We start from the raw sequence: 26,445 nt of genomic DNA, 5'->3' as shown, positions 1-26,445 counted from the left end.
GCCTGCCTTCTCGTTCGCCGGCCAGTCCGGCACCTCCCCATCTTCTGCCAAAGGTACTGCGATGAATAATGTCGAACTGATCCTGTTCAACGGCAAGTTCCACACCGTTGACCGCGAGAATCCCAAGGCCAGCGCGGTGGCCATCAGCGGCGGACGTTTCGTCGCGGTGGGCAGCGAAGCCGAGGTCATGGCCCTGCGCGGCAGCGCCACCCAGGTCATCGACCTCAAGGGGCGTACGGTGATCCCGGGCCTCAACGACTCGCACCTGCACCTGATCCGCGGCGGCCTGAACTACAACTTGGAGCTGCGTTGGGAAGGCGTGCCCTCGGTGGCCGATGCCCTGCGCATGCTCAAGGATCAGGCAGCGCGCACGCCCTCGCCGCAATGGGTCCGTGTAGTCGGCGGCTGGAACGAATTCCAGTTCGCCGAGAAGCGCATGCCGACTCTCGACGAAATCAACCAGGCGGCGCCGGACACGCCGGTGTTCCTGCTGCATCTCTACGACCGCGCCTTGCTCAACCGTGCCGCGTTGCGCGTGGTGGGCTACACCCGAGACACGCCGAACCCGCCGGGCGGTGAAATCGTCCGCGACGCCAACGGCAACCCCACCGGCATGCTGGTGGCCAAGCCCAACGCGATGATCCTCTATGCCACCCTGGCCAAGGGGCCGAAGCTGCCGCTGGACTATCAGGTCAACTCCACCCGGCAGTTCATGCGCGAGCTGAACCGCCTGGGCATTACCAGCTGCATCGACGCCGGTGGCGGTTTCCAGAACTACCCCGACGACTACGTGGTGATCGAGCAGTTGAACCGCGAAAAACAGTTGACCGTGCGCATTGCCTACAACCTGTTCACCCAGAAGCCCAAGGAAGAACTGGCCGACTTCAAGAACTGGACCAGCAGCGTGACCCTGCACCAGGGCAACGACTTCTTCCGCCACAACGGGGCAGGGGAGATGCTGACCTTCTCGGCGGCCGACTTCGAAGATTTCCGTGAACCGCGCCCGGACCTGCCTGGCGACATGGAGAACGACCTGGAGCCGGTGGTGCGTCATCTGGTCGAACACCGCTGGCCGTTCCGCCTGCATGCCACCTACGACGAGTCGATCAGCCGCATGCTGGACGTGTTCGAGAAGGTCAACCGCGACATTCCGTTCAACGGCCTGCCGTGGTTCTTCGACCATTGCGAGACCATTTCCCCGCGCAATATCGAACGGGTACGCGCGCTGGGTGGCGGCATCGCCATCCAGGACCGCATGGCCTTCCAAGGGGAGTATTTCGTCGAGCGCTACGGTGCCAAGGCCGCCGAGGCGACGCCGCCGATCAAGCGCATGCTCGCCGAAGGCGTGCCGGTGGGGGCTGGTACCGACGCCACCCGGGTGTCGAGCTACAACCCCTGGACTTCCCTGTACTGGATGGTCAGCGGACGCACCGTCGGCGGCCTGGAACTCTATCCGGAAGGTCTGCCGCGGGAAACCGCGCTGGAGCTGTTCACCCACGGCAGCGCGTGGTTCTCCTCTGAGCAGGGCAAGAAGGGCCAGATCCGTGTCGGCCAGCTGGCTGACCTGACGGCGCTGTCGGCGGACTTCTTCAGTGTCGAGCCCGAAGCGATCAAGTGGATCGAATCGGTGCTGACCATCGTCGACGGCAAGGTGGTGTACGGCGCCGACGACTTCGAACCCCTGGGGCCCAAGCGTCTGCCGGTGCTGCCGGACTGGTCGCCGGTGGCCAAGGTCCAGGGCCATTGGCGGCCGGCCTCGCCGGTGCTGGCCCAGGTTCACCAATGCAGCGGGCCGTGCACCGTACATGCCCACAGCCACGAGAAGGCGCGCCTGTCCAATGCTCCGGTGAGCGACTTCCAGGGCTTCTGGGGCGCGTTCGGCTGTTCCTGCTTCGCGTTCTGATTTGCGTCACCTGCGTGCAAACCCACCGGGCCGATCAGCGGCCCGGTTCAATCCCGAAGAAGGAGTCCATCATGAGTACCCCGTACAAACGCCTGAACAAGGATGATGCCGCCGTACTGCTGGTCGATCACCAGACCGGCCTGATCTCCCTGGTTCAGGATTTCTCGCCCAACGAGTTCAAGAACAATGTGCTGGCCCTGGGTGACCTGGCCAAGTTCTTCAACCTGCCGACCATCCTCACCACCAGCTTCGAGCAAGGTCCTAATGGCCCACTGGTGCCGGAGCTGAAAGAGCAGTTTCCGGATGCGCCGTACATTCCACGCCCTGGGCAGATCAACGCCTGGGACAACGAAGACTTCGTCAAGGCGGTCAAGGCCACCGGTCGCAAGCAACTGATCATCGCCGGTGTGGTCACCGATGTCTGCGTGGCGTTCCCGACGCTCTCGGCCATTGCCGAAGGCTTCGAAGTGTTCGTGGTCACCGACGCGTCCGGCACGTTCAACGAAACCGTCCAGCAGGCCGCCTGGGCGCGTATGACCGCCGCAGGTGCGCAACTGATGAACTGGTTCTCGGTGGCCTGTGAGCTGCACCGCGACTGGCGCAACGACATCGAAGGCCTGGGCAACCTGCTCAGCCAGCGCTTGCCCAACTACCGCAACCTGATGAACAGCTACTCGGCGCTCAGCGCTCGCTGATCTCGTCCGGCGGCGGCCCGCGCCGCTTCTGGAATACGCGGTCACAGGCAGACTGACAAGTTTTGTAGTGGGTCGAAATATTCACTACAAAACTTGTTGACGTCTGCCTTTTCGTTTTGCATGATGAGGCCATCTCCCCGATCGGGAGTGCTGCAAAGGTGTACAGAACAGGCCCGACAAGCCGTCGGGATGTTCCAGGATGTAGGCTGCCCACAAGGCAGATTGACGTAGATGACCCGGCCGACCGTCGTTACAGGCGAGAGCTGGCGAACCGACCTCATGACGCGCTTGTGGCTGATCTGTTCCCGATCGCCAGTCGAGTAATCGGCTTTCGCTGTTCTTCCTCTGGATCCGACGCCGCGCTGTAGTGGCTTCCCGTCAAGGCTACCTGCATCTCCTTCAAGCCCGGATGGTCCCGGTGGCACGCCACGTATCGTCGCGTTCACCGCCTGTTCGGCGCCGAGTCGATGTATCAAGCCATTTGATTTGAAACAGTGAACGAGCGAAGGAGCATCAACATGACTATCAACACCCTGACCATTGATGAACTGGCTCGTCTGTTTGCCGCCCGCAAAGACACCCTGGACAGCCACGTACTCTGGATCACCCGCGCGGGTGAAGTCCGCCTGGACCCCATGACACCGCATACCGAGGAACAGGCGTTCCGCAATGCCCAGCCGCAATTGTGCGCGGCATTGCCGATGTACCGGCGTGGTCTGGGCTATGTCGGCAAGAAGGCCGCCGCCGACCGGGACTTCATCGAAGAGCAGCTGGGCTGCCTGCGCCACGCTTGGCACCAGGCGCGCCCCAGCGCCCGCGTCGCCTAGTCCCGAGGGGACGGCGCCACGGTTCTGGTGGCGCTGTCTTCATTCTGTTGCAAAACCGGGACATGCAGCACGTGCCGGTTGTATCACCCGGCCATATTGGGATAGCGTTGATCTCATGGAGCCAGCGCGCGGCGCTGAAGTGACCAACGGGTCTAGACCACGTCGCTGGCTCTTCTGTCTATTTTCCCACCGAGCCTGCGAGCCCGCCCTCGACCGAACCCGGTCGCTGTCACAGTAACCGCTACCCGCACAACCTTGTGGCAAATGACGCCGGTCAGCCGCCGGTCATGTTCATGAAACGCACGACCTGTACTTCATCATCGAGCCGGAAATCGTGGCTCCAGGGCTTGAGCTGCATGGCCTGGACGATGGCCTCGCGCAGCACTTGCGGCTGGCCGGGGTTGGCGCGCAGCACGGCTTTCAGGTCGGCCGAATGCTCGTTGCCCAGGCACAACAGCAGGCGGCCTTCGACGGTGAGTCGTACGCGGTTGCAGGTGGCGCAGAAGTTATGGCTGTGCGGCGAGATGAAGCCGATGCGGATGGCCGGTGCCTCGGCGACGCGCCAGTAGCGCGACGGGCCCTGGGTCGACTCGGTGGAGGGCAGCAGCGTGTAGCGCTCGGCGATACGCTGGCGCACCGCTTCGCTGGAAAAGAAAGCTTCCTTGCGGCTGTGCTCGCTGATCGCGCCCAGGGGCATTTCTTCGATGAAGGAGATGTCCAGCTGGCGTTCGGCGGCAAACGCCACCAGGTCGTTGATCTCGTGATCGTTGCGGCCTTGCATGACCACGCAGTTGAGCTTGGTATGGGTGAAACCGGCGGCGATGGCGGCATCGATGCCGGCGATGACCTGCTGCAGGTCGCCGGTACGGGTCAATTCACGGAAGCGTTGCGGGTCGAGGCTGTCGAGGCTGATGTTCAGGCGCCGTACCCCGGCCTGATACAGCGGCGCGGCCAGTTTGCCCAGTTGAGAGCCGTTGGTGGTCAGGCACAGTTCGCGCAGGCCGGGCAGGGCGGCGATGCGCTCGCACAGGCCGACGATGCCGGAGCGTACCAGGGGTTCGCCGCCGGTCAGGCGGATCTTGCGGGTGCCCAGGGCGACGAAGCTTTCGGCAACCTGGTAGAGCTCTTCAAGGCTGAGGATCTGCTGGCGGGGCAGGAAGGTCATGTCTTCGGCCATGCAGTACACGCAGCGAAAGTCGCAACGATCCGTCACCGACAGGCGCAGATAGTCGACCTTGCGTGCAAAACGGTCCATCAGGACGGATTCAGCCATTTCACCCTCACCACTCATGACAACCGCCAGCTTGCGGGGCGCCTGCGCAATCGTCCAATCGCTTGTGACGATAGCATGATCGACCGCCTCTATGTCCGGCGTAGCGCCGCCTTTCAGGGAGTCTGACCCGCGTACTGGACGCAGGTTGTCGGTTTATTCGCCGGCCGCTTCGCGCAGCTGCACCACGTTGCCCTCGGGGTCGAAACCGTCACAGGCCCTGAAGTTGCGTGCCTCCCACTCCTGGGCAGGTGTGCCAAGACCGCCGCCGCACTGTTCGGCCTGTTGCCGGGCGGCCGCCAGGCTGGCGACGGGGAACACCAGCTTGACCGGCAGGTCTTGGCGCAGCGCCGGCGGACGGGTGATCTCCAGGCGTTTGGCGACCTCTGCTGGCACCGCGTGCAGGACCAATTGATAGGTGGCCGATTCCATGACGATCAATCGCGCTTGCTGCACAGTGACCTGCAGGCCGGCGACCTGCCGGTAGAACTGTGCCAGGCCTGGCAGGTCCTTGCCGAACAACACGGCGCCGTGCTTGGGAAGCTGAGTCATGCTTGAAACTCCGGTTCGGTTGACGGTGCGTTCTCGTCCAGAGCGAAGACCAGCACCTTGAGGCTGCCATCGACACTGGCATCGGGAAACTCTGGCGGGTTGTCCAGGCGTTCGACGAACTGCAGCTGCGGCGCCTCGCGGGCCGTCTGCTCGATGAGAAATTGCGGGCCAATGGCCGGATCGTTCATGCACGCCAGCACCCGCCCACCGGGGCTTAGCAGCTGCGGCAGACGGCGCAGCACCCGCTGGTAGTCCTTATCGAGCACGAAGCTGCCTTTCTGGAAGGACGGCGGGTCAACGATGATCAAGTCGTAGGGGCCGCTGCGGCTGACCTTGCCCCAGGAATTGAACAGGTCATGGCCGAGAAAACTCACCCGGCCCAGGTCGTGGTCGTTGAGCTTGTGGTTTTCCCGGCCACGGCTCAGCGCGGCCTTGGCCATGTCCAGGTTGACCACCTGCTGCGCGCCGCCGGCGATGGCGGCCACGGAAAAGCCGCAGGTGTAGGCGAAAAGATTGAGTACGCGCTTGCCTGCCGCCTGCTGGCGCACCCAGTCGCGACCAAGGCGCATGTCGAGGAACAGGCCGGTGTTCTGTTTGCGGCCCAGATCCAGCTTGAAGCGCAGGCCGCCTTCGCTGATCAGCCAATGCTCGACCGGCTCGCCGAGCAGCCATTCGCTGTCGCTTTGCGGTTTGTAGCGGTGCTGCAGCAGCAGGCTGTGCGCCTGGCTGTCCCGCCATGGCGCGGAGGTGGTCCACTCGTGCAGCTGCTGGCGCAGGGCATCCAGTTCGTGCGGCTCAGGCTCGCGGAACAGTGCCACCAGTACCACGCCCTGCAGCCAGTCCACGGTGATGTGCTCCAGTCCCGGCCATACCCGGCCACGGCCATGGAACAGGCGGCGAGTTTCGGTCGGTGCGGGGGACAGGGCATCGAGCAGATGCTGGTGCAGGATAGCGAGGGATTGCGGAGTCATGGCGGAAGTCGTCGACAAACAAGCCGCACATCTTAACAGCTCAGGCCCGCCGGGCGTCGGTCGCAGGCCGATGAAAAGGGGACGCAAGAAAAAGGGGAAGCGTCATGCTTCCCCTTGTGGGCCTGGCGGGAGCCGCGCGTCAAAGGTTCTGCGCGCTGACGATCATCGCCTGGGCCATCTGTTCCTTCTGCGCTTCGCTCATGGTGTCCCAGATGTGCGTCTTGGCGTAGTAACCCAACCCACCCAGGCAGTAGGCACTCAGCGCCACCACCAGCAGGATGCTCGACAGGCTCCAGCTGGCCTCGCGCTCCTGTTCGCGGGTGAAGTCGCGAGCATAGCGTTTGTCTGCATGGTGACGTGGGTCCTGTTCCGAGGAGAAACGTTTAAGCCATTGGGACAGGTGGGATACTACATACCGCAGCATGGAAATGGGCCTCGATGAGTTCGTATGAAAAGGATGGCCAGCCTGGCAACGCCGGGTCGACCGCAATTTGCAGATCCTGAAAACGCAAAAAGCCCGTCATAGGGACGGGCTTTCTTATTAGTCTGACGATGCACCGGATCTGCGGTCGCTGCCACAAAGGCAGCTCGCGACACGGGGTCATGCGTCGAATTGGCAATATCTTAAAACAAATCAGGCCTTGATCTCCAGCGCGGAAGCACCGTTGTCTGACAACTGGTCGCTGCAGGCCTGTGGCTTATCGTCGCAGCACGGCCGTGATCACGATCCTCTCTAGACCTCGGTCAAGCTTTGTAATACTTATCCGAACATCGAAATGTGACTCGCTGTTATAGGATTTGCTCCCGTATTGAATTTCAGGATGCCATGAACACCCTCCAGGAACCTCCCAATCGCCGCAATCGCGTTTCCACGCCATTCTCGATCCCTCCCTGCGCCCGCAGCGACAGCTTGCGGCACGGCCAGTCGGCCTGCCTTTCCTGTATCAGCGTCTCTGTCCTCGAGCAAAGCCCGGTCCTGGCTGACCGCGTGCTGACGTCTGCCCCCCATATCTGCCAGAAGAACTGACCTCATGGAATGGATTGCTGATCCCACGGCATGGCTTGGCCTGCTCACTCTCATCGTGCTGGAACTGGTGCTGGGTATCGATAACCTGGTGTTCATCGCCATCCTCGCCGACAAGTTGCCACCGCACCAGCGCGACAAGGCGCGGATCATCGGCCTGACCCTGGCGCTGTTGATGCGTCTGGGCCTGTTGGCCAGTATCTCGTGGATGGTGACCCTCACCACGCCGCTGTTCGAAGTGTTCGGCCAGAGCTTCTCCGGGCGCGACCTGATCATGCTGTTCGGTGGTGTATTCCTGCTGTTCAAGGCCACGATGGAATTGCATGAACGCCTGGAAGGCCATGTCAGCCAGCGCGCCACCACCGGTAGCTACGCCCTGTTCTGGCCGATCGTCGCGCAGATCGTGGTGCTTGATGCGGTGTTCTCGCTCGACGCGGTGATTACCGCGGTGGGCATGGTCGAGCACCTGTCGGTGATGATGATCGCCGTGATCATCTCCATTGGTGTGATGATCGTCGCCAGCAAGCCGCTGACCAGGTTCGTCAACGCACACCCGACGGTGATCATGCTGTGCCTGGGCTTCCTGATGATGATCGGCTTCAGCCTCACCGCCGAAGGCCTGGGCTTCCACATTCCGAAAGGTTACCTGTACGCGGCCATCGGCTTCTCGATCCTCATCGAGCTGTTCAACCAGATTGCCCGCAAGCGCCGCAAGGCTTCGGCGCATGGCAGCCTGCCACGCCGCGAGCGTGCCGCCCACGCGGTGATGCGCCTGCTGGGTGGGCGCAAGCTGGAGGAAGGCTCGGTGGACGAAGAGATCAGCGACCTGGTCGAAGATGCCACGGGCAGTGAAGAAGCGGTGTTCGACCGCCGCGAGCGGGTGATGATCAGCGGCGTGCTGCAGCTGGCCGAGCGCCCGATCCGTACGGTGATGACCCCGCGCGCCGAGGTGGAATACATCGACCTCAAGGATGACGCCGAGAAGATCCGCCTGAAGCTGATGCATTCTTCGGTGTCGCGCCTGCCGCTGGTGGGCGAGGGCGGCATCGACGAACCGCAAGGCTACGTACACAAGAAGGAGCTGCTGCGTGAGCTGTTGGCCGGCAATGAGCCGGACATGGCCCTGATGGCGCGCAAGGCGATCAACCTGCTGGAGAACTTCTCGATCCTCAACGCCCTGGAGCAGATGCGCAAGGAGTCGACGCACATCGCCTTCGTGGTCAACGAGTTCGGTGATTTCATCGGCATCCTCAGCATGACCGACATCCTTGAGTCCATCGCTGGCCAGTTGCCCGACGCCAGCGAAATGGCCGGCCCGGATGTCGTCGTGCAAGGCGATGATTTCCTGGTCTCCGGTGCCCTCAACCTCAACCTGATCCGCGAGCGCACCGGTTTTCAGGCGCGTGTCACCGAGGACTACCAGACCCTTGCCGGCTTGGTGATGAGCCTGCTCGACCGTCTGCCGGTGATCGGCGACAGCCTTGAACACCAGGGCTGGAAGCTGCAGGTCACCGCTGTCGAAGAGCGACGGGTCACCCGCGTACTGCTGCAGCCGCCCGCCGCGCTGCAAAGCACCCGATGATGGCCAGCCGCCCAGCCTGCAGGCCCCGGATGACGGGGCGTGCAGCTGGTCGGCTGGTTTAAACGGGAGGCCTTGAGGCTGGTCTATCCTGCCTCATTCCCCGTGGCTTCAACGTGCAGTCAGCCACCTCACCGCACACGGAGCCAGCCATGACTGCCGCAGCCCTGTTCAACCCCAACCTGACCTACGACGTGATCTCGACCCGCAAGGCCCATCCTGTGTGGCGCATCCGCGAGCGCAAGGTGTACGCCTACCTGGAGCACGATCCGCGCCGCGACTGGAGCGGTGAAATCGGGACCCTGAGTCTGGGCACGCCGCAACGCCTGGTCGATCACGACGGCCATACCATGGCCTGGATCGTCGGCAACGAGGTGCGCGACACCAAGGGCCAGCGTTTCGCGCTCAGCGAAGTCAAGGAGTGAACGGGTGTCACCTCATGCCGGATAGCCACAGGGTGCAGGCGCGCTGGCCCGGTGGGACCGGCTTCAGCCGGGAAGCTTTTTGCGACTGAGGTCCCCTGGGCCGAAAAGAGAGGCGTGAACGGCCGTGCGCTCAACGCCGCCGTGGCCGGGAGACCACCGACTCGATGTTCTTGCGCCCGATCAGCATCGGCCGTTCGGGTCGAGTGTCAGGGCCCAGCCACTTGTACATCACCAGGCAGTCCACCAACCCCTGCCGCGCATGCCGGTAGGCCTTGGGCAGACGCCCCACGGTCTCGAAGCCCAGACGGGTCCATAGCTCGACTGCCAACGTATTGCAGGCCACCACGGAGTTGAACTGCATGGCCTGGAAACCGCTCTGCCGCGCCAGCTGCTGCGAGTGCTCGCACATCAGCCTGGCCACACCGCGACCTCGTGCGGCCTCGGCGACCATGTAGCCGCAATTGCACACATGATTGCCGGGCCCGGCGGCGTTGGCCTTGAGGTAGTAGCTGCCCAGCAGTTGGCCGTCCTCTTCGGCGACCAGGGTGTGCAGCGGCAGGTCCAGCCACAGGGCGGCGGCCTGCTCGGCGTTCAGCGCGGGGTCGTAGGCGTAGGTTTCCTGAGCGGCGATGACGGCCTGGAAGGTTGGCCAGAACAGCGCGAAGTCTTCGCGGGTCATGGGGCGGATGCTGATCATGGAAGTCCTTGCAGTTTCAAGCGTGTGGCGCACCTTATGCGTCAGAGGCGCCGCCCTGCAAGCCTGGCTTGCCGAGCTTCGGGCTTGGCGTTACCGTCACGCCAGGAGTGCGCCATTCGTCATGCAAGGAAGACCATGCCCAGCCACGCTTCAGATTCCCCCTCCGTACCGTCCAACGCCGCCGCAGGCGAGGGCCACGTATTCTGGCTGACCGGACTGCCGGCAGCGGGCAAGACCACCCTGGCCAGGGCGCTGGCGCAACGTCTCGACGCGCAGGGCCTGCGTGCCCTGGTGCTCGATGGCGATGAGTTGCGCCGTGGGCTGTGCGCCGACCTGGGCATGAGCGATGCCGACCGCCGCGAAAACATCCGTCGTGCTGGCGAAGTGGCGCTGCTGTTGCAGCGTGCCGGGCTGCACGTGATCTGCGCGTTCGTCTCACCGTTCGCCGAGGACCGTCAGCGGGTGCGCCGGCTGTTCGCGGTCGGGCAATTTACCGAGGTGCATGTCAGCACCTGCCTGGAAGTGTGCATGGCGCGTGACCCCAAGGGGCTTTATGCCAAGGCGCGTCGTGGCGAGTTGCACAACCTCACCGGCTGGGACGCGCCGTTCGAGGCGCCTGTCGACGCGGAGTTTCGCTTCGACAGCCACAGCATGGCCATCGCGCCGCTGCTCGAGGCCTTGTGTGAACGCGCTGCGGCCAGCGCTCAGTCGGCCGGCTTGCCCCACTGTTCCAGCACGTAGTCGACGAAAGCGCGCAGTTTTGGCAATCGATAGCGATCCTGCGGGTAGATCAGGTGCATCGGGCGGCTGGGCAGGCCGTATTCGGGCAGCAGGGCGATCAGACGGCCGCTGGCCAAGTCCTCTTCGACCAGCGCATCGGGCAGCATCACGATACCCATGCCACTGCGCGCTGCCTGGTACAGCGCGGCGGTGTTATTGAGGGTCAGGGGGCCGGAAACCGGGACCTCGATCTCGCCATCCACGCCATGCAGCCGCCATTTTCGTTCGACGGTGCTCCAGTCGTCGCCGGCCGGGTAGGCGAAGGCCAGGCAAGCGTGCTGGCTGAGCGCCTCGGGGACCTGCGGGGTGCCGTGGCGCGCCAGGTAGGCGGGCGCGGCGCAGATGGTCAGGGTGTAGTCCTGCAGCGGCCTGGCCACCAGGCGCGTCGAGGAGGGCAGCGTCCCCATGCGGATGCCGGCGTCGAAGCCGGACTCCAGCAGGTCGGTGCGCTGGTTGCTGAGCATCACGTCCAGGCGGATGCGTGGATAACGCTGGTGGAAGCCATGCAGGGCCGGGGCCAGGCGCTCGGAGCCGAAGGTCAGCGGCGCGGTGATGCGCAGCGTGCCGATGGGTTCGCCGACGGTCTGCTCGGCGAGCTGCTCGGAGTCGGCGACCAGGCCCAGCACCTCGGTGCAACGCTGGTAATAGGCCTCGCCAAACTCGGTGAGACGCTGGCGGCGCGTGGTGCGCTTGAGCAGGCCGACCCCCAGGCGTTGCTCCAGCGCGCGCAGGTGATTACCCACCATGGTGGTGGAAATCGCACATTCGCGGGCTGCGGCGGTCATGCTGCCGGACTCGACCACTTTGACGAACACCGACATGGCCTGGAATAGATCCATTGACAACTCACACTTGAAAGATATTGAAGTTTTGCCGGGTTTATCCAGCGAGGGTGGCTAACGATACTGCAAGGCAACCCCGCACCACCATGGAGCCCGCCGTAATGACCGCCGATTGCCTGATGAGCACCTACCAGCCGATGCCCCTGAACTTCGTACGTGGCCTCGATACGCGCCTGTGGGACCAGGACGGGCGCGAATACCTTGACGCGGTGGCCGGGGTCGCGGTGACCAACATCGGGCACGCACACCCCGCGCTGGTCGAGGCGATCAGCGAGCAGGCCGGGTTACTGTTGCACACCTCCAACCTGTACGGCATTGACTGGCAGCAACGTCTGGCGCGTGCCCTGGTACGCCTGTCCGGACTGGAAAAGGTGTTCTTTTGCAATTCCGGTGCCGAAGCCAACGAGGCGGCCCTCAAGCTCGCCCGGCTGCACGGCTGGTACAAGGGCATCGAGCAGCCCCTGGTGGTGGTCATGGAAGACGCCTTCCATGGTCGTACCCTGGGGACCCTTGCCGCCAGCGACGGCCCGGCGGTACGTCTGGGATTCGCGAAGTTGCCGGGGGATGTGCTGCGCGTGCCGTTCGGCGACCTGGCGGCCTTCGACCAGGCCTGCGCCCGTCACGGCGCACGCATTTCGGCGGTGCTGGTAGAACCGGTGCAGGGTGAGGCCGGGGTGCGGGTCGCCCCGGCAGGTTATCTGCAAGCGCTGCAGGCGCGCTGCGCGCGGCGCGGCTGGCTGTTCATGGTCGATGAGATCCAGACCGGGCTGGGGCGTACCGGTCGGTGGTTCGCCACCGAGCACGCCGGCATCGTGCCGGATGTCATGACCCTGGCCAAAGGGCTTGGCAACGGCGTGCCCATTGGTGCCTGCCTGGCCAGGGGGCAGGCCGCCGGCCTGTTCACCCCCGGCAGCCACGGCAGTACCTTCGGTGGCAACCCCCTGGCCTGTCGGGCAGGCTGCACCGTGCTGGAAGTCATCGAGCGGCAACAATTGGTCAATAATGCCCGCGAGCAGGGCGAGTACCTGCTGGCGGCCCTGCAGGCGCGCCTGGCGGATTGCGCGAAGGTGGCCGAGGTGCGCGGGCTGGGGCTGATGATCGGCATCGAGCTGCACTCGGCCATTCCGGGTCTGGCCCTGGCGGCAGCCCGTGAGCAGGGGCTGTTGATCAATGTCACCCGTGGCCGGGTGGTGCGTCTGCTGCCGCCGCTCACCCTGGCGCGCGCGCAAGCGCAAAGGATCGTCGAAGCACTGCACAGCCTGCTGGCCTGAGGCACCACTGGCCGGGCGGGTGAAATTTGCGCTGTACCGAAAGGACTCACATGGGGTAGAAACCCACATGGGATTTGCGAATCACATCGCAACATGCCGACCCATGGATTTACAAGGAGCTCCCCATGCCTATCCGGTCACTGACCCTTGCCACCCTGTTGCTGGCCGCCGCGCCGGTGTTCGCCGCCGATGGCGATACGCCGCTGGCGCAGGAGCGCGGCAAGGCCAGGCCTCTGATCATCATCGCGCCCAGCCCCACCGACCCGACCCTGGTACATCTCAAGAAAGCCCTGGAAGAGCCGGCCAATCGCGAGGCGTTCGCGCAGCGCAACATGGTGCTGTACACCGTGGTGAACACCATCGGCGAGCGCAACGGCAAGGGTATGGACGCGCAAGCGACCATGGCGCTGATCCGTGAGCTGAAACTGGGCGCGGGCAACAAGACCCGCGTCATTCTGGTAGGCAAGGACGGCGAGAAGAAGATCGAGGCCGACAGCATCGAGCCCAAGGAAATCTTCGCCACCATCGACCAGATGCCGATGCGCGAGAAGGAAGCCGCTGCACCGGCTCCGGCCGCTGCGGCCCCCGAAGCGCCAGCGCCAGCTCCGGCGCCGAAAGCGGCGAAGAGCGGCAAGGGCGCTGCGGCGGCCCTCGACGACTGAGTTTTCCATCAAGCCTCGCCAGCACAGGTTCAGCCGCACTGGACCTGTGCCTGGGCCGGCCTTTTTTGCGGCCAGGCCGCTGCGCCGGATTCCGCTAGCGTCTGCACGACCCCAAGCGCCGGCCTTAGGTGGCGTCACTCCCCGCGAATATACTGCTCCAGCTGCTGAATCAGGCTGGCCTGTTCCGCGATCGCTTCCTTGACCAGGTCACCGATCGACAGCAGGCCGAGCAGTTCGCCGTTGTCGACCACCGGCAGGTGTCGCAGGTGGTGGTCGGTCATCAGGTTCATGCAGGTCTCGACGTTCTGCGCCGAGTCCACGGTGATCACCTTGCTGCTCATGATGGCGCTGACCGGTGTACCGACCGAGGAGCGGCCCAGCAGCACCATCTTGCGGGCATAGTCACGTTCGCTCACCACGCCGATGACGGCACCGTTCTCGACCACGGCCAGGGCGCCGATGTTCTTCTCGGCCATCAGGCGCAGTGCATCGATGACCAGCGCATCCGGAGCAATGCTGTGGACCTGGCGGTGCGCTTCGGGTTTGAGTTTGAGCAGTTGGGCAACGGTCTTCATGGCGCTCTCCGGGTACGGGGCTTGTTGTCGGTAACCTTGCCGGGCAAGCATCGGGCAAGCCGGTTCGGGCCGCAAGCCTGAAAGCGGCGTGTACCGGGAAGAAAACGTCAATGGGGTTGATAGGCGCTGTCATTTTGCCGGGCAATGGCCTCCAGCAGAGCCGCCAGGGGCATGGGGCGGTTCAGGAAGTAGCCCTGTGCTTCATCGCAGGCGAAGGCGGCCAACTGCTGCAACTGCTGTTCGGTCTCGACCCCCTCGGCCGTGACGCTCAAGGACAGTGCCCGGCCCAGGTCGATGATCGCCTGGACGATGCAGCGGCCCTGGGCGCTGCGGTCGATCTCGTTGATGAAGCTGCGGTCGATCTTCAGGGTGTCGAACGGGTAATCCTTGAGGTAGCTGAGCGACGAATAGCCGGTACCGAAGTCGTCCATCGACAGGCGCACGCCCAGGGCCTTGAGTGCCAGCATCAGCTCCAGGCTGGATGGCGCATCGTCGATCACCACCCGTTCGGTCAGCTCCAGTTCCAGCCGCGCCGCCGGCAGGCCGGTGGCGGCGAGCACCGAGCGGATGCGCTCCACCAGCCCGGCGGTGCGAAACTCCACGGCGGAAATGTTCACCGAGACACGCAGCTCGCCTGGCCATTGCAGCGCATCGGTGCAGGCACGCAGCAGCACCCAGTCACTGAGCGGCACGATCAGGCCCTTTTCCTCGGCCAGGCCAATGAACTGGTCGGGCATGCACAGGCCCAGTTGCGGATGTTCCCAGCGGATAAGCGCTTCAGCGCCGCTGATGCGGCCGCTGCGGATGTCATAGCGGGGCTGGTAGCGCAAGCTGAACTGGCCGTGCTGCAGAGCCTTGCGCAGATGTTTTTCCAGTTCGCGCTGGCGCTCCATGAGCTGGGTCATGGCGGGCTCATAGAAGCGCCAGGTATTGCGACCGCCTTTCTTGGCCTGGTACAGCGCCAGGTCGGAAAAGCGCAGCAGGTCTTCGGCCACCGTGCCATGGGTCGGCGCGCAGGCGATACCGATGCTCAGACCGATGACCACTTCCTGGCCGCTGACCACGAACGGCTGGTCGATGGCGCCGATCAGGCGCTGACACAAGGCTTCGGTGGCTGCCTGGTCAGGCACGGTGTCGAAGAGCATCACGAACTCGTCGCCTCCCTGGCGTGCCAGCAGTGCACCCTCGGGTTGGCAGCGCGTCAGGCGCAGCGCGACCTCACGCAGGACCTGGTCACCGCCACTGTGGCCGTACAGATCGTTGACCGGCTTGAAATGATCCAGGTCCAGGGTCAGCAACGCCAGCGACTCAGCCTCGCCCGGCAGACGCTCAAGACGCGTCTGCAGCGCCTCGCGCAGGCGCGAGCGGTTGGCCAGGCCGGTGAGGGCGTCATGCTCGGACAACTGACGCAGACGTGCCTCGGCTGCCACCTCACGGGTGATATCCGAGGCACTGCCCTGGTAGCCCACCACCTGGCCGGCGTTGAGCACCGGCCTGGCGGCGAGCAGGCTGGTCAGGGTGTCGCCGTGCAGCGTGACATGGGTACAGCGCAGCACTGCCCGCGGCCCGCCGGTATGCTGGTTGGCGATCCACGTGCCCAATGGCTGTTCCAGACTGTGCAGCAGGTGGTCGAGACGCTGGCCCAGCCAAGCCTGGGCCGGCTGTCCGGTGATGGTTTCGAAGCGCTCGGACAGGTAGAGCAACCGCAGTTCCAGGTCGGTTTCCCAGAACCAGTCGGAAGCGGCCTCGGCCAGATTGCGAAAACGCGCCTCGCTGTCGCCGAGGGCGGTGCGGCTGGCCTGGATGACGGTGTATTGATGGTCGAGCAGGCGGGCGTTGTTGAGGGTTCGGCGCGCAATGCGCACGGCCATGAAGAGCAACACGACCAGTGAAACCAGCAGTGTCGGCAACAGGACCTTGAGCAGGCGGTTGCCCGGCTGCTCCGGATTCCAGCGCAGCACCCACTGTGGGGTGATCCGCAGCTGTGGCTCGGCGGTCGTATCCGTGCTGTCGATGGCAGCGCGCAGTTGATCGATCTCGTAGCTGTCACCCAATGCCCTGAGCTTGCCTGGATTGAGCAGATAGGCCAGGACCAGCACCGACTGCTCGCCGGCGGTTCCTTCCAGGAAGACCCTGTTACCAGGGCCGAGCCGGGCGGCGCTGAGCAGCACAGGTTGGCCATAGCGCTCGACGATACGCAGGGCGACATCGTCCTCGTCGTCGGCCTCGCGGGCCTCCCGGATCAGGTCTTCAGGGAAGACCTTGAGCCAGGCCTGCAGGCTGGCGTCGCTGAGCTGACCTTGCTCGACGGCATAGGTGGTACGGTTGCCAGGGCCAATGACGAAGATGCCCTCGAAACCGAAGTGGTTGAATAACGACGGGCCGAGGTTGTCGCGGGTGAACGCCCAGTCCAGGTCGGTTCGCAGGTGCAGGGCACTGTAGGCGTCGCCCCAGTTGGCGTTGTCGCGGGTCGTGGTGGTCAGGCGTTGCTCGGTGGCTTGCCAGAGCTTGTCCACCAGGCGCTGGCTGTGGGCGCTGGTCTCACGGTTGAGCTGCCAGGCGATCGACAGTACCACCGCGACCATCAGCAGCGAAATGGCGCCCAACAGCCCCAGCAGCACGAACAATGTGCGTCTGACCAGCAGGGCATTGCGCGAGGGCGCGGTGCCGAGCGTCGCGATGGCTGGAGATTGGGATGCAGTCATAGTGCTATTACCGGGCGCTTATAATGAACAGGTATAGACGGCTGCCCGTCGCCCTGCCGACTTCATGCCTCTTGCCCGGTTTATCGGCAGCAGCGCGTGGTCCATGAGGTTTTCTGCGAATGCCCGGCGTGTGCCGCAGGTAGAATCCCTATCCAGTTCAAGCAGGCGAGGCAGCGTTGGATCTACAACAGGGTTTCATTCTCAGCCGCCACTGGCGTGATACGCCGGAAGGCACCGAGGTCGAGCTGTGGCTGGCCACCGACCAGGGGCCACGCCTGATACGCCTGGCCCCGCAAGTGCAGGTGGCGTTCGTGCCGGTCGTGCAGCGTGAACGCGCGCAAGCACTGTTGCGCGACGAGGCCGGCATCGAGTGGCGGGAACTGGCGCTGCGCGATTTCCGCCAGCGCCCGGTCGTGGGCCTGTACTGCAAGCAGTACCGGCAGTTGCTGGCGGTCGAGAAGCTATTGCGCAAAGGCAACCTGGATGTCTATGAAGCCGACATCCGTCCGCCGGAGCGCTACCTCATGGAGCGTTTCATCAACGCCCCCGTGCAGTTCAGTGGCCGTGACGACGGCAGTGGAGTACTGCTGCAGGCACAGCTACGCCCGGCGCCCGACTACCGCCCGCGCCTGCGGCTGGTCTCGCTGGACATCGAAACCACCGAGCGGGGCGAGCTGTATTCCATCGGCCTGGAAGGTTGTGGCCAGCGTGTGGTGTACATGCTCGGGCCGGCCAACGGTGACGCCAGCGGCCTGGATTTCGAGCTGCACTACTGCGCCAGCCGCGCCGAGCTGCTGCACGCCTTGAACCGCTGGATGGCACAGCACGACCCCGACGCGATCATCGGCTGGAACCTGGTGCAGTTCGATCTGCGCGTGTTGCAAGAGCATGCCCGGCGCCTGGGCATTGCGCTGATGCTCGGGCGCGGCGCCACGCCACTGGGCTGGCGCGAGCACGGCAGCCGCCAGCACTTCTTCGCCGAGGCCGCCGGCCGTTTGATCATCGATGGCATCGAGGCGCTGCGCTCGGCCACCTGGAGTTTTCCGTCGTTCAGCCTGGAGTCGGTGGCGCAGACGCTGCTGGGCGAGGGCAAGGCCATCGATACGCCTTACCAGCGCATGGACGAAATCAACCGCATGTTCGCCGAAGACAAGCCGGCCCTGGCGCACTACAACCTCAAGGACTGCGAACTGGTCACGCGGATCTTCGCCAAGACCGAGTTGCTGAGCTTCCTGCTCGAACGCGCCACGGTCACCGGCCTGGCCGCAGACCGCAGCGGTGGCTCGGTGGCGGCGTTCTATCACCTGTACATGCCGCAGATGCATCGCCTGGGCTTCGTCGCGCCGAACCTTGGCGAACGCATGCCCGAGGCCAGCCCCGGTGGCTTCGTCATGGATTCGCGGCCTGGCCTGTACGAGTCGGTGCTGGTGCTCGACTACAAGAGCCTGTACCCGTCGATCATTCGGACCTTTCTCATCGACCCCGTGGGGTTGATCGAAGGCCTGCAGCATCCGACCGACCAGGACTCGGTGGCCGGCTTTCGTGGCGCACGTTTCTCGCGCACCCGACACAGCCTGCCGAGTATCGTCGAGCGGGTCTGGCAGGGCCGTGAGGCGGCCAAGCGCGAGGGCAATGCGCCGCTTTCGCAGGCGCTGAAAATCATCATGAACGCCTTCTACGGGGTGTTGGGCTCCAGCGGCTGCCGATTCTTCGACACGCGCCTGGCCTCGTCGATCACCCTGCGCGGGCACCAGATCATGCAGCAGACCCGCGAGCTGATCCAGGCCAGCGGCTACGAAGTGATCTATGGCGACACCGACTCGACCTTCGTCTGGCTGGGCCGGCCGCACGGCGAGCAGGAGGCCGAGGCGATCGGCCGCGAGCTGGTGGCGGCCGTCAACCAGTGGTGGCAGACCCACCTGCGCGAGGCCCACGGCCTGCGCAGCGCCCTGGAGCTGCAGTACGAAACCCATTTCAGCCGCTTCCTGATGCCGACCATCCGCGGTGCGGAGGAGGGCAGCAAGAAGCGCTACGCCGGCCTGGTGACACGCGCCGATGGTCAGCAGGAGATGGTCTACAAGGGCCTGGAGTCGGTGCGTACCGACTGGTCGCCGCTGGCCCGCGAGTTCCAGCAGCAGTTGTATCTGCTGATTTTCCAGCGCCGGCCTTACCAGGCGTTCGTGCGCGACTACGTGCAACGCACCCTGGCCGGCGAGCATGATCAACTGCTGGTGTACCGCAAGCGCCTGCGCCGCCCGCTGGGCGACTACGAGCGCAACGTGCCGCCGCATGTACGCGCCGCGCGCCTGGCCGACGAATACAACGACCGCCAGGGTCGCCCGCGGCAGTACCAGAACGGCGGCTGGATCAGCTACGTGATGACCACTGCCGGGCCTGAACCCCTGGAAGCTCGCCAGGCGCCCATCGACTACGACCATTACGTGACGCGTCAGCTGCAGCCGCTGGCCGATGCGATCCTGCCCTTCGTCGACGATGACTTCACCACGCTGGTCGGCGGCCAGCTCGACCTGTTCTGAAGGGCCGTAATGCCGAAGGCTGTTCGCTTCGGTTGCTTTTGATCCTGGTGGAGCGAGCGATCAGTATGGGGATCAGCCCAGGGCCTGTACGACGCTTGGCAGCAATAGCTCGCACGGCTGTGCCGTGCGTGCGGTGATCAGTGGGTCGGCGCGGGTCTTGCCCTGGTTGATGGCCAGAATCGGCTTGCCGTCTTCGGCCATCGCCTTGCACAGGCGAAACGCCGACCAGGCCATCAGCGAGCTGCCGACCACCAGCAGACCCGGCGCCGCGCTGGCCTGGGCCGCCGCCCGGGCAGCCGTGGCGCTGGCGACGTTTTCACCGAAGAACACCACATCGGGTTTGAGTCGCAAGCCTTGGCAGGCCGGGCAAGGCGGTACTTGGAAATCCGCCACGTAGACAGGGTCGAGCAGGGTATCGCCATCGGGAGCCTGGCGCGCCTGGACGTCGGCCATGTAGGGGTTGTCGGCAAGCATACGCGCCTGGATGTCGGCGCGCGGAAAGCGCCGGCCGCAATCCAGGCACAGCACTCGATGCAGGCTGCCGTGCAGCTCGGTGGCGTCGCTGCCGGCGCGCGCATGCAGGGCATCGACGTTCTGAGTAATCAATCCGCCGATGCGTCCGGCCTGTTGCAGACTGGCCAGTGCCTGATGCGCGGCATTGGGCTGTGCGGCGAGGATGCGGGGCCAACCGAGCAGGGCGCGGGCCCAGTAGCGCTGGCGGGCGGCGGGGTCGTTGAGAAATTCCTGATACATCATCGGTTGCTTGCCGCGCCGCACGCCGTCGCGGTCGCGATAGTCCGGAATACCGGAGGCGGTGCTGATTCCGGCGCCGCTGATCACCAGCAGCGGTTGCTGCAGGTAGTCGCAAAGCCGTTCGAGGGTCAGGCTGTCAGGCATGGATGGGTACTCCTTCATCAGGCTGCTGAGAGCTTAACCGCTCACACATGGCTTTACCCGCTTGTCGTGGCTGTGACAGGCTCGCGGGTTCTGAATGGACGGGAGCTTCAGGATGCGCCGCTATGCCTTCAAACAACTCGATGTGTTCACCGACCGCCCTTTGCTGGGCAATCCGCTGGCGGTGGTGCTGCAGGCCGACACGCTGAGCGAGCAGCAGATGGCGGCACTGGCCAACTGGACCAACCTCAGTGAAACCTGCTTCCTGTTGCAGCCCACCGATCCACGTGCCGATTATCGGGTGCGGATCTTCACCACCGTCAAGGAACTGCCCTTCGCCGGGCATCCGACCCTCGGCAGTTGCCGGGCATGGCTGGAGGCCGGTGGCGTAGCCAAGGGCGAGGAAATCATCCAGCAGTGTGGTATCGGGCTGGTGCGCATTCGTCGCGATGGGTCCCGGCTGGCCTTTACCGCACCGCCCTTGCTGCGCAGCGGTCCGTTGCAGGCCGAGCTGCAGGCGCGAGTCTGCGCGGCGTTGGGATTGGCGACCGGACAGGTGCTCGAGGCGCGCTGGGTCGACAATGGCGCCGGCTGGATGGCCTTGCGCCTGGCCAGCCGCGCTGAGGTGCTGGCGGTGAAACCGGACTTCAGCCAGCTCGACGGCCTGGCCGTGGGCCTGTTCGCGGCCTGCGATCCGGCGACAGAGGGTGAGCAGGCGGACTTCGAGGTGCGCGCCTTCATCGGTGGCGACGGCATGCCGGAAGACCCGGTGACCGGCAGCCTGAACGCCGGCATCGCACGCTGGTTGTTCGACGAGGGGCTGGCTGTGGAGCGCTACGTGGTTTGCCAGGGTACGGCGATCGGTCGCGATGGCCGGGTGCACGTGCAGCGGATGGGCGATGACATCTGGGTGGGCGGCGATGCCGTCGCGTGCATCGACGGTCATATCAGTCTTTAGCGCAATACTGTTCGATTAAGCGGCATGTGGCGCGGTGGGAGCGGCTTCAGCTGCGAAAGCGCCAGGAAACTCACTGCATCTGTTGTGAAAGGCGGTCGCTTCGCGGCTGAAGCTCCTACCCGGTCTAACTGACAAGTTTTGGTCTTTAGCGCAATACAGCGCAGGCTTCACCTCGCTGCCAGGCCGGACTGACTGGCCTTTAGCGCGGTGGACCGGCTGCGCGGATCCGTTTGCCGGGGCGCGCCGCAACGTCGCGGGCCTGGCCGTCGCGCTGCTTGCCGGTGCGCGCCTGGCTGATCAGCTCTGGAATCAGCGGGCCTTCCGGGAGGTTCTTCCAGAAGCGTGTCGGCAGGTGGCCTTGCATGACCTTGGGGTTCAGGCGTGCAGGGTTGAAGATGTTCTGGTAGTAGGTCAGCCACAGCTCACCGCCCGGATCGTCCGCCTGGCGGGCCATGGCCTGCCAGGCGGGTGGGCAGATCCGTTCGTGGTGCAGGCGCTCGCCGTCGTAGAACACCCCGTCGCGGGGCGTGGCGATCATCCAGCGATGACGCCCCATGCGGCCGATGAAGTGCCGACTGGCGCAGGCCAGGATGTCGTGGGCCGGCTCGTGCCAGGCCACGTACTCTGGCGGCAGCGCGTCGGCATGCGGTGCTTCGGCGGGCAGCGCCACGAAGCGCAGGAAGGCGTGCAGGTGATGGGCCTCGCGGCTGACCTGCTTGAGCCGCCGTTGCAGCTCGCTGCCCAGTCGGTCGCCAGCCAGCATGGCGGTGCGGTCGCCATGGCAGACCCGCCACAGCACTTCGTACAACAGGCTCCAGCGCTGCTCGCCACGATACTGCGACGCAGCCTGCAGCTGCTCGACCAGCGCCAGGGGCACCTTGGCCTGAAACGGACCGGCACCCTCTGGCAAGGCCTCATCGCTGCCGAACAGATCGATGTCGTGCTCGCCGCCCCAACTGACCCGGCTGGGGTCTACCCCATGGCTGAGCAACCAGCGTGCTTGTTGCCGCCAGGTGTCGAACAGGTCGTCGCAATCCAGGCGGATCATGCCCACAGGCCCATCTGCTGGGGCTGCGGGCGGTCGCGCAATTGCTGGTACAGGTGGTCGCTGGACGACTCGGCCTGGGTCGGACGGTAGTCGCTGGTAATGATGAACGGCCGCGCCTTGGCCAGCACGCAGCGCATACGCGCCAGGTCTTCATAGCGGATCCGCCGCTGGCGGCGCAATTCCACCAGCCGCTGCGCGGTGCGCAGGCCGATACCGGGAATGCGCGCGATGAGGTTGGGCTCGGCGCGGTTCAGGTCCAGCGGGAAGACCTCGCGATTGCCCAGCGCCCAGGCCAGCTTGGGGTCGATGTCCAGCGCCAGGTCCCCCGGCCCCTTGAGCAGCTCGCTGGCGCTGAAGCCGTAGCCGCGCAGCAGGAAATCCGCCTGGTACAGACGATGCTCGCGCAGCAGCGGCGGGGCGGCCAGGGGCACGCTGCCGGGGCTGTTGGGGATCGGGCTGAACGCCGAGTAATAGACCCGGCGCAGTTTATAGCTGCTGTAGAGGGTCTGCGCGCTGCGCAGGATGGTGCTGTCATCGGTGGCGTCGGCACCGACGATCATCTGCGTGCTCTGTCCGGCGGGGGCGAAACGCGGCGCGCGCGGTTCGTCGCGCACCTGCTGCTCGCCATCGTGGATGGTGTGCATGGCCTTGCGGATGGAGACCACGTTCTTCTCCGGTGCCAGGGTCTGCAGGCTGCGGTCGGTGGGCAGCTCGATGTTGACGCTGAGGCGGTCGGCGTAGCGCCCGGCCAGGGCGATCAGCGCCGGATCGGCATCCGGGATGGTCTTGAGGTGAATGTAGCCGCGGAACTGGTGGTCTTCGCGCAACTGGCGGGCGACCTCGACCAGTTGCTCCATGGTGTAGTCGGCCGAGCGAATGATGCCGGAGCTTAGAAACAGTCCGCTCACGCAGTTGCGCCGGTAGAAGTCCAGGGTCAGGCGGACCACTTCCTCGGGGCTGAAACGCGCCCTGGGTACGTCGCTGGAGCGGCGGTTGACGCAATACTGGCAGTCGTAGAGACAGAAGTTGGTGAGCAGCACCTTGAGCAGCGACACGCAGCGGCCGTCCGGCGTGTAGCTGTGGCAGATGCCCATGCCATTGGTGGCGCCGAGCCCGGCCTTGCCCTGTGAGCTGCGCTTGGGGGCGCCGCTGCTGGCGCAGGAGGCATCGTACTTGGCGGCGTCGGCCAGAATGCTCAGCTTGTCGATCAACTGCATGAAAAAGCCCGATACTGTTTTTATGTACAGTATCGGGCTTCTGGCTATCACTCAATAGGGTGTGGACGGCTTGGTCAAGGTTGCGGATAGGCGGTCACATAGCGGCGGTTGATGCTCACGCAATCGGCGTACACCTTCAGCGAACGTCGGTATTCGTTGCCCGGCTTGCCAGGATCGGTCGACGGCTGTAGCGCCTGGCCCTCCCAGAACGGGCTGAAGTCGCTTTCCGCAGTGGTTTCGCAGTGAATGGTCTCGATGAACTCGTCGAGGGTGTACCACTGCGGCTGTCCATTGCTGTAGCTCATGATCCGGCTGTTGGGGTGCATGGTACGACGCAGCAGGGATTCATCGGCGAACACCAGGCCCGAAACCAGATTGCCTACGGCCTGTTCGATGTAGTCGTCTTCCAGTGGTGTCAGCATTTCAATAGTCCTTTAAGTTGAAAGGCAGGAAGGAAGTGGGTTGAAAAAGTGATGTCGTACACGACCGGCTAAGCATAGTTGCCGGTCACGGTCTGCCAGAGCCATGCGACCAATGGCCGTTGGCAGAAAATTCAGATTGGCGGCGACGGGTAAGTTAAATAGAATTATTCGCATTTCAATAGCTGACTTCCTGGTGCCGCTGGCATGACCGACGCAGTCCATCCTCTCCAGCCTGGCCTGGACGCTTTCTATCGAGAACACAGCAGTTGGCTGGAGTCGTGGTTGCGCCGCCGCCTGGGCAATGCCTGGGATGCAGCCGACCTCAGCCAGGAAACCTTCCTGCGTGTGCTGCTGGGGCCGCAAGGCCAGGCCCTGGAGGCGCTGCGCGAGCCGCGTGCCTATCTGGCCACGGTGGGCAAGCGCCTGATGCTCAACCATCACCGCCGGCGCCAACTGGAGCAGGCTTACCTGGATGCACTGGCCACCTTGCCCCAGGAACTGATTCCCTCGCCGGAGCAACGCTGGATGCTCCTGCAGACTCTGCAGGCCCTCGACGAGCTGCTCGACGGTCTGGCGGGCGGGGTGCGCCGGGCGTTCCTGTGGGCCCAGCTCGAAGGCCTGGGCTACGCGCAGATCGCCGAGCGCCTCCAGGTGAGTGAGCGCACCGTGAAGCGCTATATGGCCCAGGCCTACGCCCACTGCCTGATGGCCGACCTGTGAGGCGGCCGCACGACGATCAGGCCCGTGAGCTGGCACAGGCTGCCGCACACTGGTTGGCACTCATCGAGTCGGGCGGTGCCAGTGCCGAAGACCACGCCCGCTTGCAGCAATGGCGGATGCAGTGTCCGCGCCATGAGCAGATGTGGCAGAAAGCTCAAGGGCTGCGTCAGCGCTTCGCGCAGGTTCCGGCGCAACTGGCGTTGGCCAGCCTCGATCGTCCATCTGCCGAGGCCGGGCGCCGCCGAATGCTCAAGCAGGCCCTGGTCATGGCGGCCTGTATACCAGGCGCCTGGCTGCTCGGCACGCAAACCCCCTGGCGTGCCTGGACGGCCGATCTGCGCACCGCAACCGGCGAGCGGCGTACCCTGAACCTTCCGGACGGCAGCCGTCTGCAATTGAACACGGCGTCGGCGGTCAGCCTGAGGTTTCGCGATGGGCTGCGTGCCTTGAACCTGATCGAGGGCGAGGTAGCGCTGGACGTCGTCCCCGGTAACACGCCGCTGACGATCGCCACCCGCCAGGGCCAGGTGCTCGTTGACTCGGCGCGGTTGTGCATTCGCCTGGACGCGCAGCGTTGCCGGGTCGCGGTGAACACGGGCAGCGCCCTGTTGCTGGCCGAGGCAGGGGCCAGCCAGTCTCTATTGGCGGGCCAGCGCGCAGCACTGGGTCATGGCGGCATCGGCGCTGTCGAGCACTTCGACCCTGCGCAGCCTGACTGGCGCTCTGGCGTGCTGAGCGTGGAAAACCGTGCGTTAGGCAGCTTTCTCGGTGAGGTTTCACGCTATCGCCCCGGCATCCTGAACTGCAATGCGAGGGTCGAGAAGCTGAAGGTCACCGGCGTGTTTCGCCTCGACGACACCGAGGCGATCCTCGACCTGCTGGCCGCCAGCCTGCCAGTCAGCATCGAACGTCGCACACGTTACTGGGTGACCGTGGTGCCACGCTTGGCATGAGGGTGTGTGTTTCAGCCAATACTGATCAGTTAGACCGGGTGGGAGCGGCTTCAGCCGCGAAGCGATCGCATGTTCACAACAGATGCAGTAAGTTTCCTGGCGCTTTCGCGGCTAAAGCCGCTCCCACCGGGCCACATGCCGCTTAAGCGAACAGTATTGGTGTTTCAGTCGATGCTGGCCAGTGAGACCGTCGAAGCGAGCCTGCTGGTGATTCAGCGGGTTCTTGCCGTGTTGTAGATGAGCCTTACCGCCGCCAGGCTGATCGCCTCGGCGTCCTTGCACAGGTTCTGCACGTACTCGTGGTCGAGATCTTCGTCCTGGCCTTGCCGGGCCTCGAGCAGCCGCGCCAGCTGATAAAGGTGCTGGTTCATGCCGTGCAGACTCGCATGCAGACCCGACACCGTCTGTTCCAGCAGGCTTTCGGATTCAGCGGTGGCGTTGTCGTTGGCGGGCGCCGGCATCTTGCGGCCGGTGATCACGTAGTTCACATCGATCCCGACTTCCGACAGCTTCGACAGGTAATCGGCGCGCGGTGAGCGCAGGCCATTCTCGTAGTTGCCTTGGGCGTTGGCCTCCACGCCGCCTATGGCGCCCAGGGCGCTTTGGGAAAGTTTCAGGCGTACGCGTTCGCGTTTCAGGCGGGGACCGATCCCTGTCATCCGTTTGTCCTCGAAAATCTGCCGCATAGGGTGTAAGCCTTGCGTATAAATTGACGTAAGAAGAAGCGAACAGACCTGCTAGCTGGAACAGCAGCAACTGATGGTCGTATGTGGGAGTTCGCAGAACAATGTTACAGAGCGCGAACATTACCCGGAAATCAGCGAGGACAGTAGGGGGGATTTGAACTTTTTTGTACGATTTTGAACGCGGCTCGGTTAATTATGGGTAACAGAAGTATTACACCCCTCGAGCGGCACC

At 64.5% G+C, this 26,445-nt stretch carries 25 protein-coding genes; 12 read left to right on the top strand and 13 right to left on the bottom strand.

Annotated features, from left to right (window positions below; translation table 11 throughout):
* Nucleotides 1-61: 61 nt before the first annotated feature.
* The 3 genes from RRX38_RS05035 (at nt 62) to RRX38_RS05025 (ending at nt 3,425) form a co-directional block, all read left to right on the top strand.
* Nucleotides 62-1,903, top strand: a complete 1,842-nt coding sequence (locus RRX38_RS05035; RefSeq protein WP_315962636.1) for an amidohydrolase — start codon at nt 62-64, stop codon at nt 1,901-1,903.
* 71 nt (nt 1,904-1,974) lie between these two features.
* A complete protein-coding gene (gene ycaC, locus RRX38_RS05030; RefSeq protein ID WP_315961785.1) occupies nt 1,975-2,598 on the top strand; it encodes an isochorismate family cysteine hydrolase YcaC in 624 nt (207 codons plus the stop codon).
* A gap of 518 nt (nt 2,599-3,116) precedes the next feature.
* Nucleotides 3,117-3,425, top strand: a complete 309-nt coding sequence (locus tag RRX38_RS05025; RefSeq protein ID WP_315961784.1) for a hypothetical protein — start codon at nt 3,117-3,119, stop codon at nt 3,423-3,425.
* Between the two features lie 274 nt (nt 3,426-3,699).
* Here the strand turns inward: RRX38_RS05025 and moaA are convergent, their stop codons facing one another.
* The 4 genes from moaA to RRX38_RS05005 form a co-directional block, all read right to left on the bottom strand.
* Nucleotides 3,700-4,698: a GTP 3',8-cyclase MoaA gene (moaA, locus tag RRX38_RS05020; RefSeq protein WP_295472873.1), complete on the bottom strand. Its 999-nt coding sequence runs from the start codon at nt 4,696-4,698 to the stop codon at nt 3,700-3,702.
* Between the two features lie 153 nt (nt 4,699-4,851).
* Complete coding sequence (locus tag RRX38_RS05015; RefSeq protein ID WP_295472875.1) at nt 4,852-5,247, bottom strand: VOC family protein; 396 nt, start codon at nt 5,245-5,247, stop codon at nt 4,852-4,854.
* Nucleotides 5,244-6,218, bottom strand: coding sequence for a class I SAM-dependent methyltransferase (locus tag RRX38_RS05010; protein WP_315961783.1), 975 nt, complete (start codon nt 6,216-6,218; stop codon nt 5,244-5,246). Before RRX38_RS05010 ends, RRX38_RS05015 begins: the two co-directional genes overlap by 4 nt.
* A gap of 139 nt (nt 6,219-6,357) precedes the next feature.
* Entirely contained in the window at nt 6,358-6,642 is a 285-nt protein-coding gene (locus tag RRX38_RS05005; protein ID WP_295472879.1) for a hypothetical protein, read from the bottom strand.
* 607 nt (nt 6,643-7,249) lie between these two features.
* Here RRX38_RS05005 and RRX38_RS05000 point away from each other — a divergent pair.
* Nucleotides 7,250-8,824 (top strand): TerC family protein, encoded by a 1,575-nt coding sequence (locus tag RRX38_RS05000; RefSeq protein ID WP_315961782.1) that lies wholly within the window; start codon nt 7,250-7,252, stop codon nt 8,822-8,824.
* A gap of 149 nt (nt 8,825-8,973) precedes the next feature.
* Nucleotides 8,974-9,246: a hypothetical protein gene (locus RRX38_RS04995; RefSeq protein ID WP_315961781.1), complete on the top strand. Its 273-nt coding sequence runs from the start codon at nt 8,974-8,976 to the stop codon at nt 9,244-9,246.
* Between the two features lie 130 nt (nt 9,247-9,376).
* Here the strand turns inward: RRX38_RS04995 and RRX38_RS04990 are convergent, their stop codons facing one another.
* A complete protein-coding gene (locus RRX38_RS04990; RefSeq protein WP_315961780.1) occupies nt 9,377-9,943 on the bottom strand; it encodes a GNAT family N-acetyltransferase in 567 nt (188 codons plus the stop codon).
* A 135-nt stretch (nt 9,944-10,078) separates the two neighbouring features.
* Here RRX38_RS04990 and cysC point away from each other — a divergent pair, with 135 nt between their 5' ends.
* A complete protein-coding gene (gene cysC / locus RRX38_RS04985; RefSeq protein WP_315961779.1) occupies nt 10,079-10,684 on the top strand; it encodes an adenylyl-sulfate kinase in 606 nt (201 codons plus the stop codon).
* Here cysC and RRX38_RS04980 read toward each other — a convergent pair.
* Nucleotides 10,648-11,562 (bottom strand): LysR family transcriptional regulator, encoded by a 915-nt coding sequence (locus RRX38_RS04980; protein WP_315961778.1) that lies wholly within the window; start codon nt 11,560-11,562, stop codon nt 10,648-10,650. The two genes, cysC and RRX38_RS04980, sit on opposite strands and share 37 nt — an antisense overlap.
* A gap of 104 nt (nt 11,563-11,666) precedes the next feature.
* Here RRX38_RS04980 and RRX38_RS04975 point away from each other — a divergent pair, with 104 nt between their 5' ends.
* A complete protein-coding gene (locus tag RRX38_RS04975) occupies nt 11,667-12,836 on the top strand; it encodes an aspartate aminotransferase family protein (RefSeq protein ID WP_295472889.1) in 1,170 nt (389 codons plus the stop codon).
* A gap of 125 nt (nt 12,837-12,961) precedes the next feature.
* On the top strand, nt 12,962-13,498 hold the full coding sequence (locus RRX38_RS04970; RefSeq protein ID WP_315961777.1) for a DUF4174 domain-containing protein: 537 nt from the start codon (nt 12,962-12,964) through the stop codon (nt 13,496-13,498).
* Between the two features lie 134 nt (nt 13,499-13,632).
* Here RRX38_RS04970 and RRX38_RS04965 read toward each other — a convergent pair whose 3' ends face one another.
* Together RRX38_RS04965 and RRX38_RS04960 are read right to left on the bottom strand one after the other, a co-directional pair.
* On the bottom strand, nt 13,633-14,073 hold the full coding sequence (locus RRX38_RS04965) for a CBS domain-containing protein (protein ID WP_315961776.1): 441 nt from the start codon (nt 14,071-14,073) through the stop codon (nt 13,633-13,635).
* A gap of 107 nt (nt 14,074-14,180) precedes the next feature.
* Nucleotides 14,181-16,778 (bottom strand): EAL domain-containing protein, encoded by a 2,598-nt coding sequence (locus tag RRX38_RS04960; protein WP_315961775.1) that lies wholly within the window; start codon nt 16,776-16,778, stop codon nt 14,181-14,183.
* A gap of 176 nt (nt 16,779-16,954) precedes the next feature.
* On the opposite strand from RRX38_RS04960, the gene RRX38_RS04955 reads away from it, so the two are divergent.
* The gene (locus tag RRX38_RS04955) at nt 16,955-19,315 is read left to right on the top strand and encodes a DNA polymerase II (RefSeq protein WP_315961774.1); all 2,361 of its coding nucleotides are present in this window, start codon (nt 16,955-16,957) and stop codon (nt 19,313-19,315) included.
* Nucleotides 19,316-19,387: 72 nt separating this feature from the next.
* On the opposite strand, the gene RRX38_RS04950 is transcribed toward RRX38_RS04955, so the two are convergent.
* Nucleotides 19,388-20,212 (bottom strand): NAD-dependent protein deacetylase, encoded by an 825-nt coding sequence (locus tag RRX38_RS04950; protein ID WP_315961773.1) that lies wholly within the window; start codon nt 20,210-20,212, stop codon nt 19,388-19,390.
* 112 nt (nt 20,213-20,324) lie between these two features.
* Here RRX38_RS04950 and RRX38_RS04945 point away from each other — a divergent pair, with 112 nt between their 5' ends.
* Entirely contained in the window at nt 20,325-21,167 is an 843-nt protein-coding gene (locus tag RRX38_RS04945) for a PhzF family phenazine biosynthesis protein (protein ID WP_315961772.1), read from the top strand.
* Between the two features lie 199 nt (nt 21,168-21,366).
* Here RRX38_RS04945 and RRX38_RS04940 read toward each other — a convergent pair whose 3' ends face one another.
* The 3 genes from RRX38_RS04940 to RRX38_RS04930 all read right to left on the bottom strand — a co-directional run bounded on the left by RRX38_RS04940 (nt 21,367) and on the right by RRX38_RS04930 (nt 23,854).
* The gene (locus RRX38_RS04940) at nt 21,367-22,215 is read right to left on the bottom strand and encodes a TIGR03915 family putative DNA repair protein (protein ID WP_315961771.1); all 849 of its coding nucleotides are present in this window, start codon (nt 22,213-22,215) and stop codon (nt 21,367-21,369) included.
* Complete coding sequence (locus RRX38_RS04935) at nt 22,212-23,432, bottom strand: putative DNA modification/repair radical SAM protein (RefSeq protein ID WP_315961770.1); 1,221 nt, start codon at nt 23,430-23,432, stop codon at nt 22,212-22,214. The genes RRX38_RS04940 and RRX38_RS04935 overlap by 4 nt, the downstream gene beginning before the upstream one ends.
* A gap of 74 nt (nt 23,433-23,506) precedes the next feature.
* Entirely contained in the window at nt 23,507-23,854 is a 348-nt protein-coding gene (locus RRX38_RS04930; RefSeq protein WP_295472906.1) for a nuclear transport factor 2 family protein, read from the bottom strand.
* Nucleotides 23,855-24,058: 204 nt separating this feature from the next.
* Here RRX38_RS04930 and RRX38_RS04925 point away from each other — a divergent pair, with 204 nt between their 5' ends.
* The gene (locus RRX38_RS04925; RefSeq protein WP_295472908.1) at nt 24,059-24,574 is read left to right on the top strand and encodes a sigma-70 family RNA polymerase sigma factor; all 516 of its coding nucleotides are present in this window, start codon (nt 24,059-24,061) and stop codon (nt 24,572-24,574) included.
* Complete coding sequence (locus RRX38_RS04920; protein WP_315961769.1) at nt 24,571-25,527, top strand: FecR family protein; 957 nt, start codon at nt 24,571-24,573, stop codon at nt 25,525-25,527. Before RRX38_RS04925 ends, RRX38_RS04920 begins: the two co-directional genes overlap by 4 nt.
* Nucleotides 25,528-25,739: 212 nt before the next feature.
* Here RRX38_RS04920 and RRX38_RS04915 read toward each other — a convergent pair whose 3' ends face one another.
* Nucleotides 25,740-26,186 (bottom strand): helix-turn-helix transcriptional regulator, encoded by a 447-nt coding sequence (locus RRX38_RS04915; RefSeq protein ID WP_315961768.1) that lies wholly within the window; start codon nt 26,184-26,186, stop codon nt 25,740-25,742.
* Nucleotides 26,187-26,445: the final 259 nt, after the last annotated feature.

Source organism: Pseudomonas sp. DTU_2021_1001937_2_SI_NGA_ILE_001 (assembly GCF_032463525.1).
Lineage (GTDB): Bacteria > Pseudomonadota > Gammaproteobacteria > Pseudomonadales > Pseudomonadaceae > Aquipseudomonas.
This window is presented reverse-complemented; position numbering and strand designations above follow the sequence as displayed.

Coding starts and splice junctions, on each gene's coding strand:
- RRX38_RS05035 (WP_315962636.1), top strand. CDS start 62: ATGAATAATGTCGAACTGATCCTGTTCAACGGCAAGTTCCACACCGTT.
- ycaC (WP_315961785.1), top strand. CDS start 1,975: ATGAGTACCCCGTACAAACGCCTGAACAAGGATGATGCCGCCGTACTG.
- RRX38_RS05025 (WP_315961784.1), top strand. CDS start 3,117: ATGACTATCAACACCCTGACCATTGATGAACTGGCTCGTCTGTTTGCC.
- moaA (WP_295472873.1), bottom strand. CDS start 4,698: ATGGCTGAATCCGTCCTGATGGACCGTTTTGCACGCAAGGTCGACTAT.
- RRX38_RS05015 (WP_295472875.1), bottom strand. CDS start 5,247: ATGACTCAGCTTCCCAAGCACGGCGCCGTGTTGTTCGGCAAGGACCTG.
- RRX38_RS05010 (WP_315961783.1), bottom strand. CDS start 6,218: ATGACTCCGCAATCCCTCGCTATCCTGCACCAGCATCTGCTCGATGCC.
- RRX38_RS05005 (WP_295472879.1), bottom strand. CDS start 6,642: ATGCTGCGGTATGTAGTATCCCACCTGTCCCAATGGCTTAAACGTTTC.
- RRX38_RS05000 (WP_315961782.1), top strand. CDS start 7,250: ATGGAATGGATTGCTGATCCCACGGCATGGCTTGGCCTGCTCACTCTC.
- RRX38_RS04995 (WP_315961781.1), top strand. CDS start 8,974: ATGACTGCCGCAGCCCTGTTCAACCCCAACCTGACCTACGACGTGATC.
- RRX38_RS04990 (WP_315961780.1), bottom strand. CDS start 9,943: ATGATCAGCATCCGCCCCATGACCCGCGAAGACTTCGCGCTGTTCTGG.
- cysC (WP_315961779.1), top strand. CDS start 10,079: ATGCCCAGCCACGCTTCAGATTCCCCCTCCGTACCGTCCAACGCCGCC.
- RRX38_RS04980 (WP_315961778.1), bottom strand. CDS start 11,562: ATGGATCTATTCCAGGCCATGTCGGTGTTCGTCAAAGTGGTCGAGTCC.
- RRX38_RS04975 (WP_295472889.1), top strand. CDS start 11,667: ATGACCGCCGATTGCCTGATGAGCACCTACCAGCCGATGCCCCTGAAC.
- RRX38_RS04970 (WP_315961777.1), top strand. CDS start 12,962: ATGCCTATCCGGTCACTGACCCTTGCCACCCTGTTGCTGGCCGCCGCG.
- RRX38_RS04965 (WP_315961776.1), bottom strand. CDS start 14,073: ATGAAGACCGTTGCCCAACTGCTCAAACTCAAACCCGAAGCGCACCGC.
- RRX38_RS04960 (WP_315961775.1), bottom strand. CDS start 16,778: ATGACTGCATCCCAATCTCCAGCCATCGCGACGCTCGGCACCGCGCCC.
- RRX38_RS04950 (WP_315961773.1), bottom strand. CDS start 20,212: ATGCCTGACAGCCTGACCCTCGAACGGCTTTGCGACTACCTGCAGCAA.
- RRX38_RS04945 (WP_315961772.1), top strand. CDS start 20,325: ATGCGCCGCTATGCCTTCAAACAACTCGATGTGTTCACCGACCGCCCT.
- RRX38_RS04940 (WP_315961771.1), bottom strand. CDS start 22,215: ATGATCCGCCTGGATTGCGACGACCTGTTCGACACCTGGCGGCAACAA.
- RRX38_RS04935 (WP_315961770.1), bottom strand. CDS start 23,432: ATGCAGTTGATCGACAAGCTGAGCATTCTGGCCGACGCCGCCAAGTAC.
- RRX38_RS04930 (WP_295472906.1), bottom strand. CDS start 23,854: ATGCTGACACCACTGGAAGACGACTACATCGAACAGGCCGTAGGCAAT.
- RRX38_RS04925 (WP_295472908.1), top strand. CDS start 24,059: ATGACCGACGCAGTCCATCCTCTCCAGCCTGGCCTGGACGCTTTCTAT.
- RRX38_RS04915 (WP_315961768.1), bottom strand. CDS start 26,186: ATGACAGGGATCGGTCCCCGCCTGAAACGCGAACGCGTACGCCTGAAA.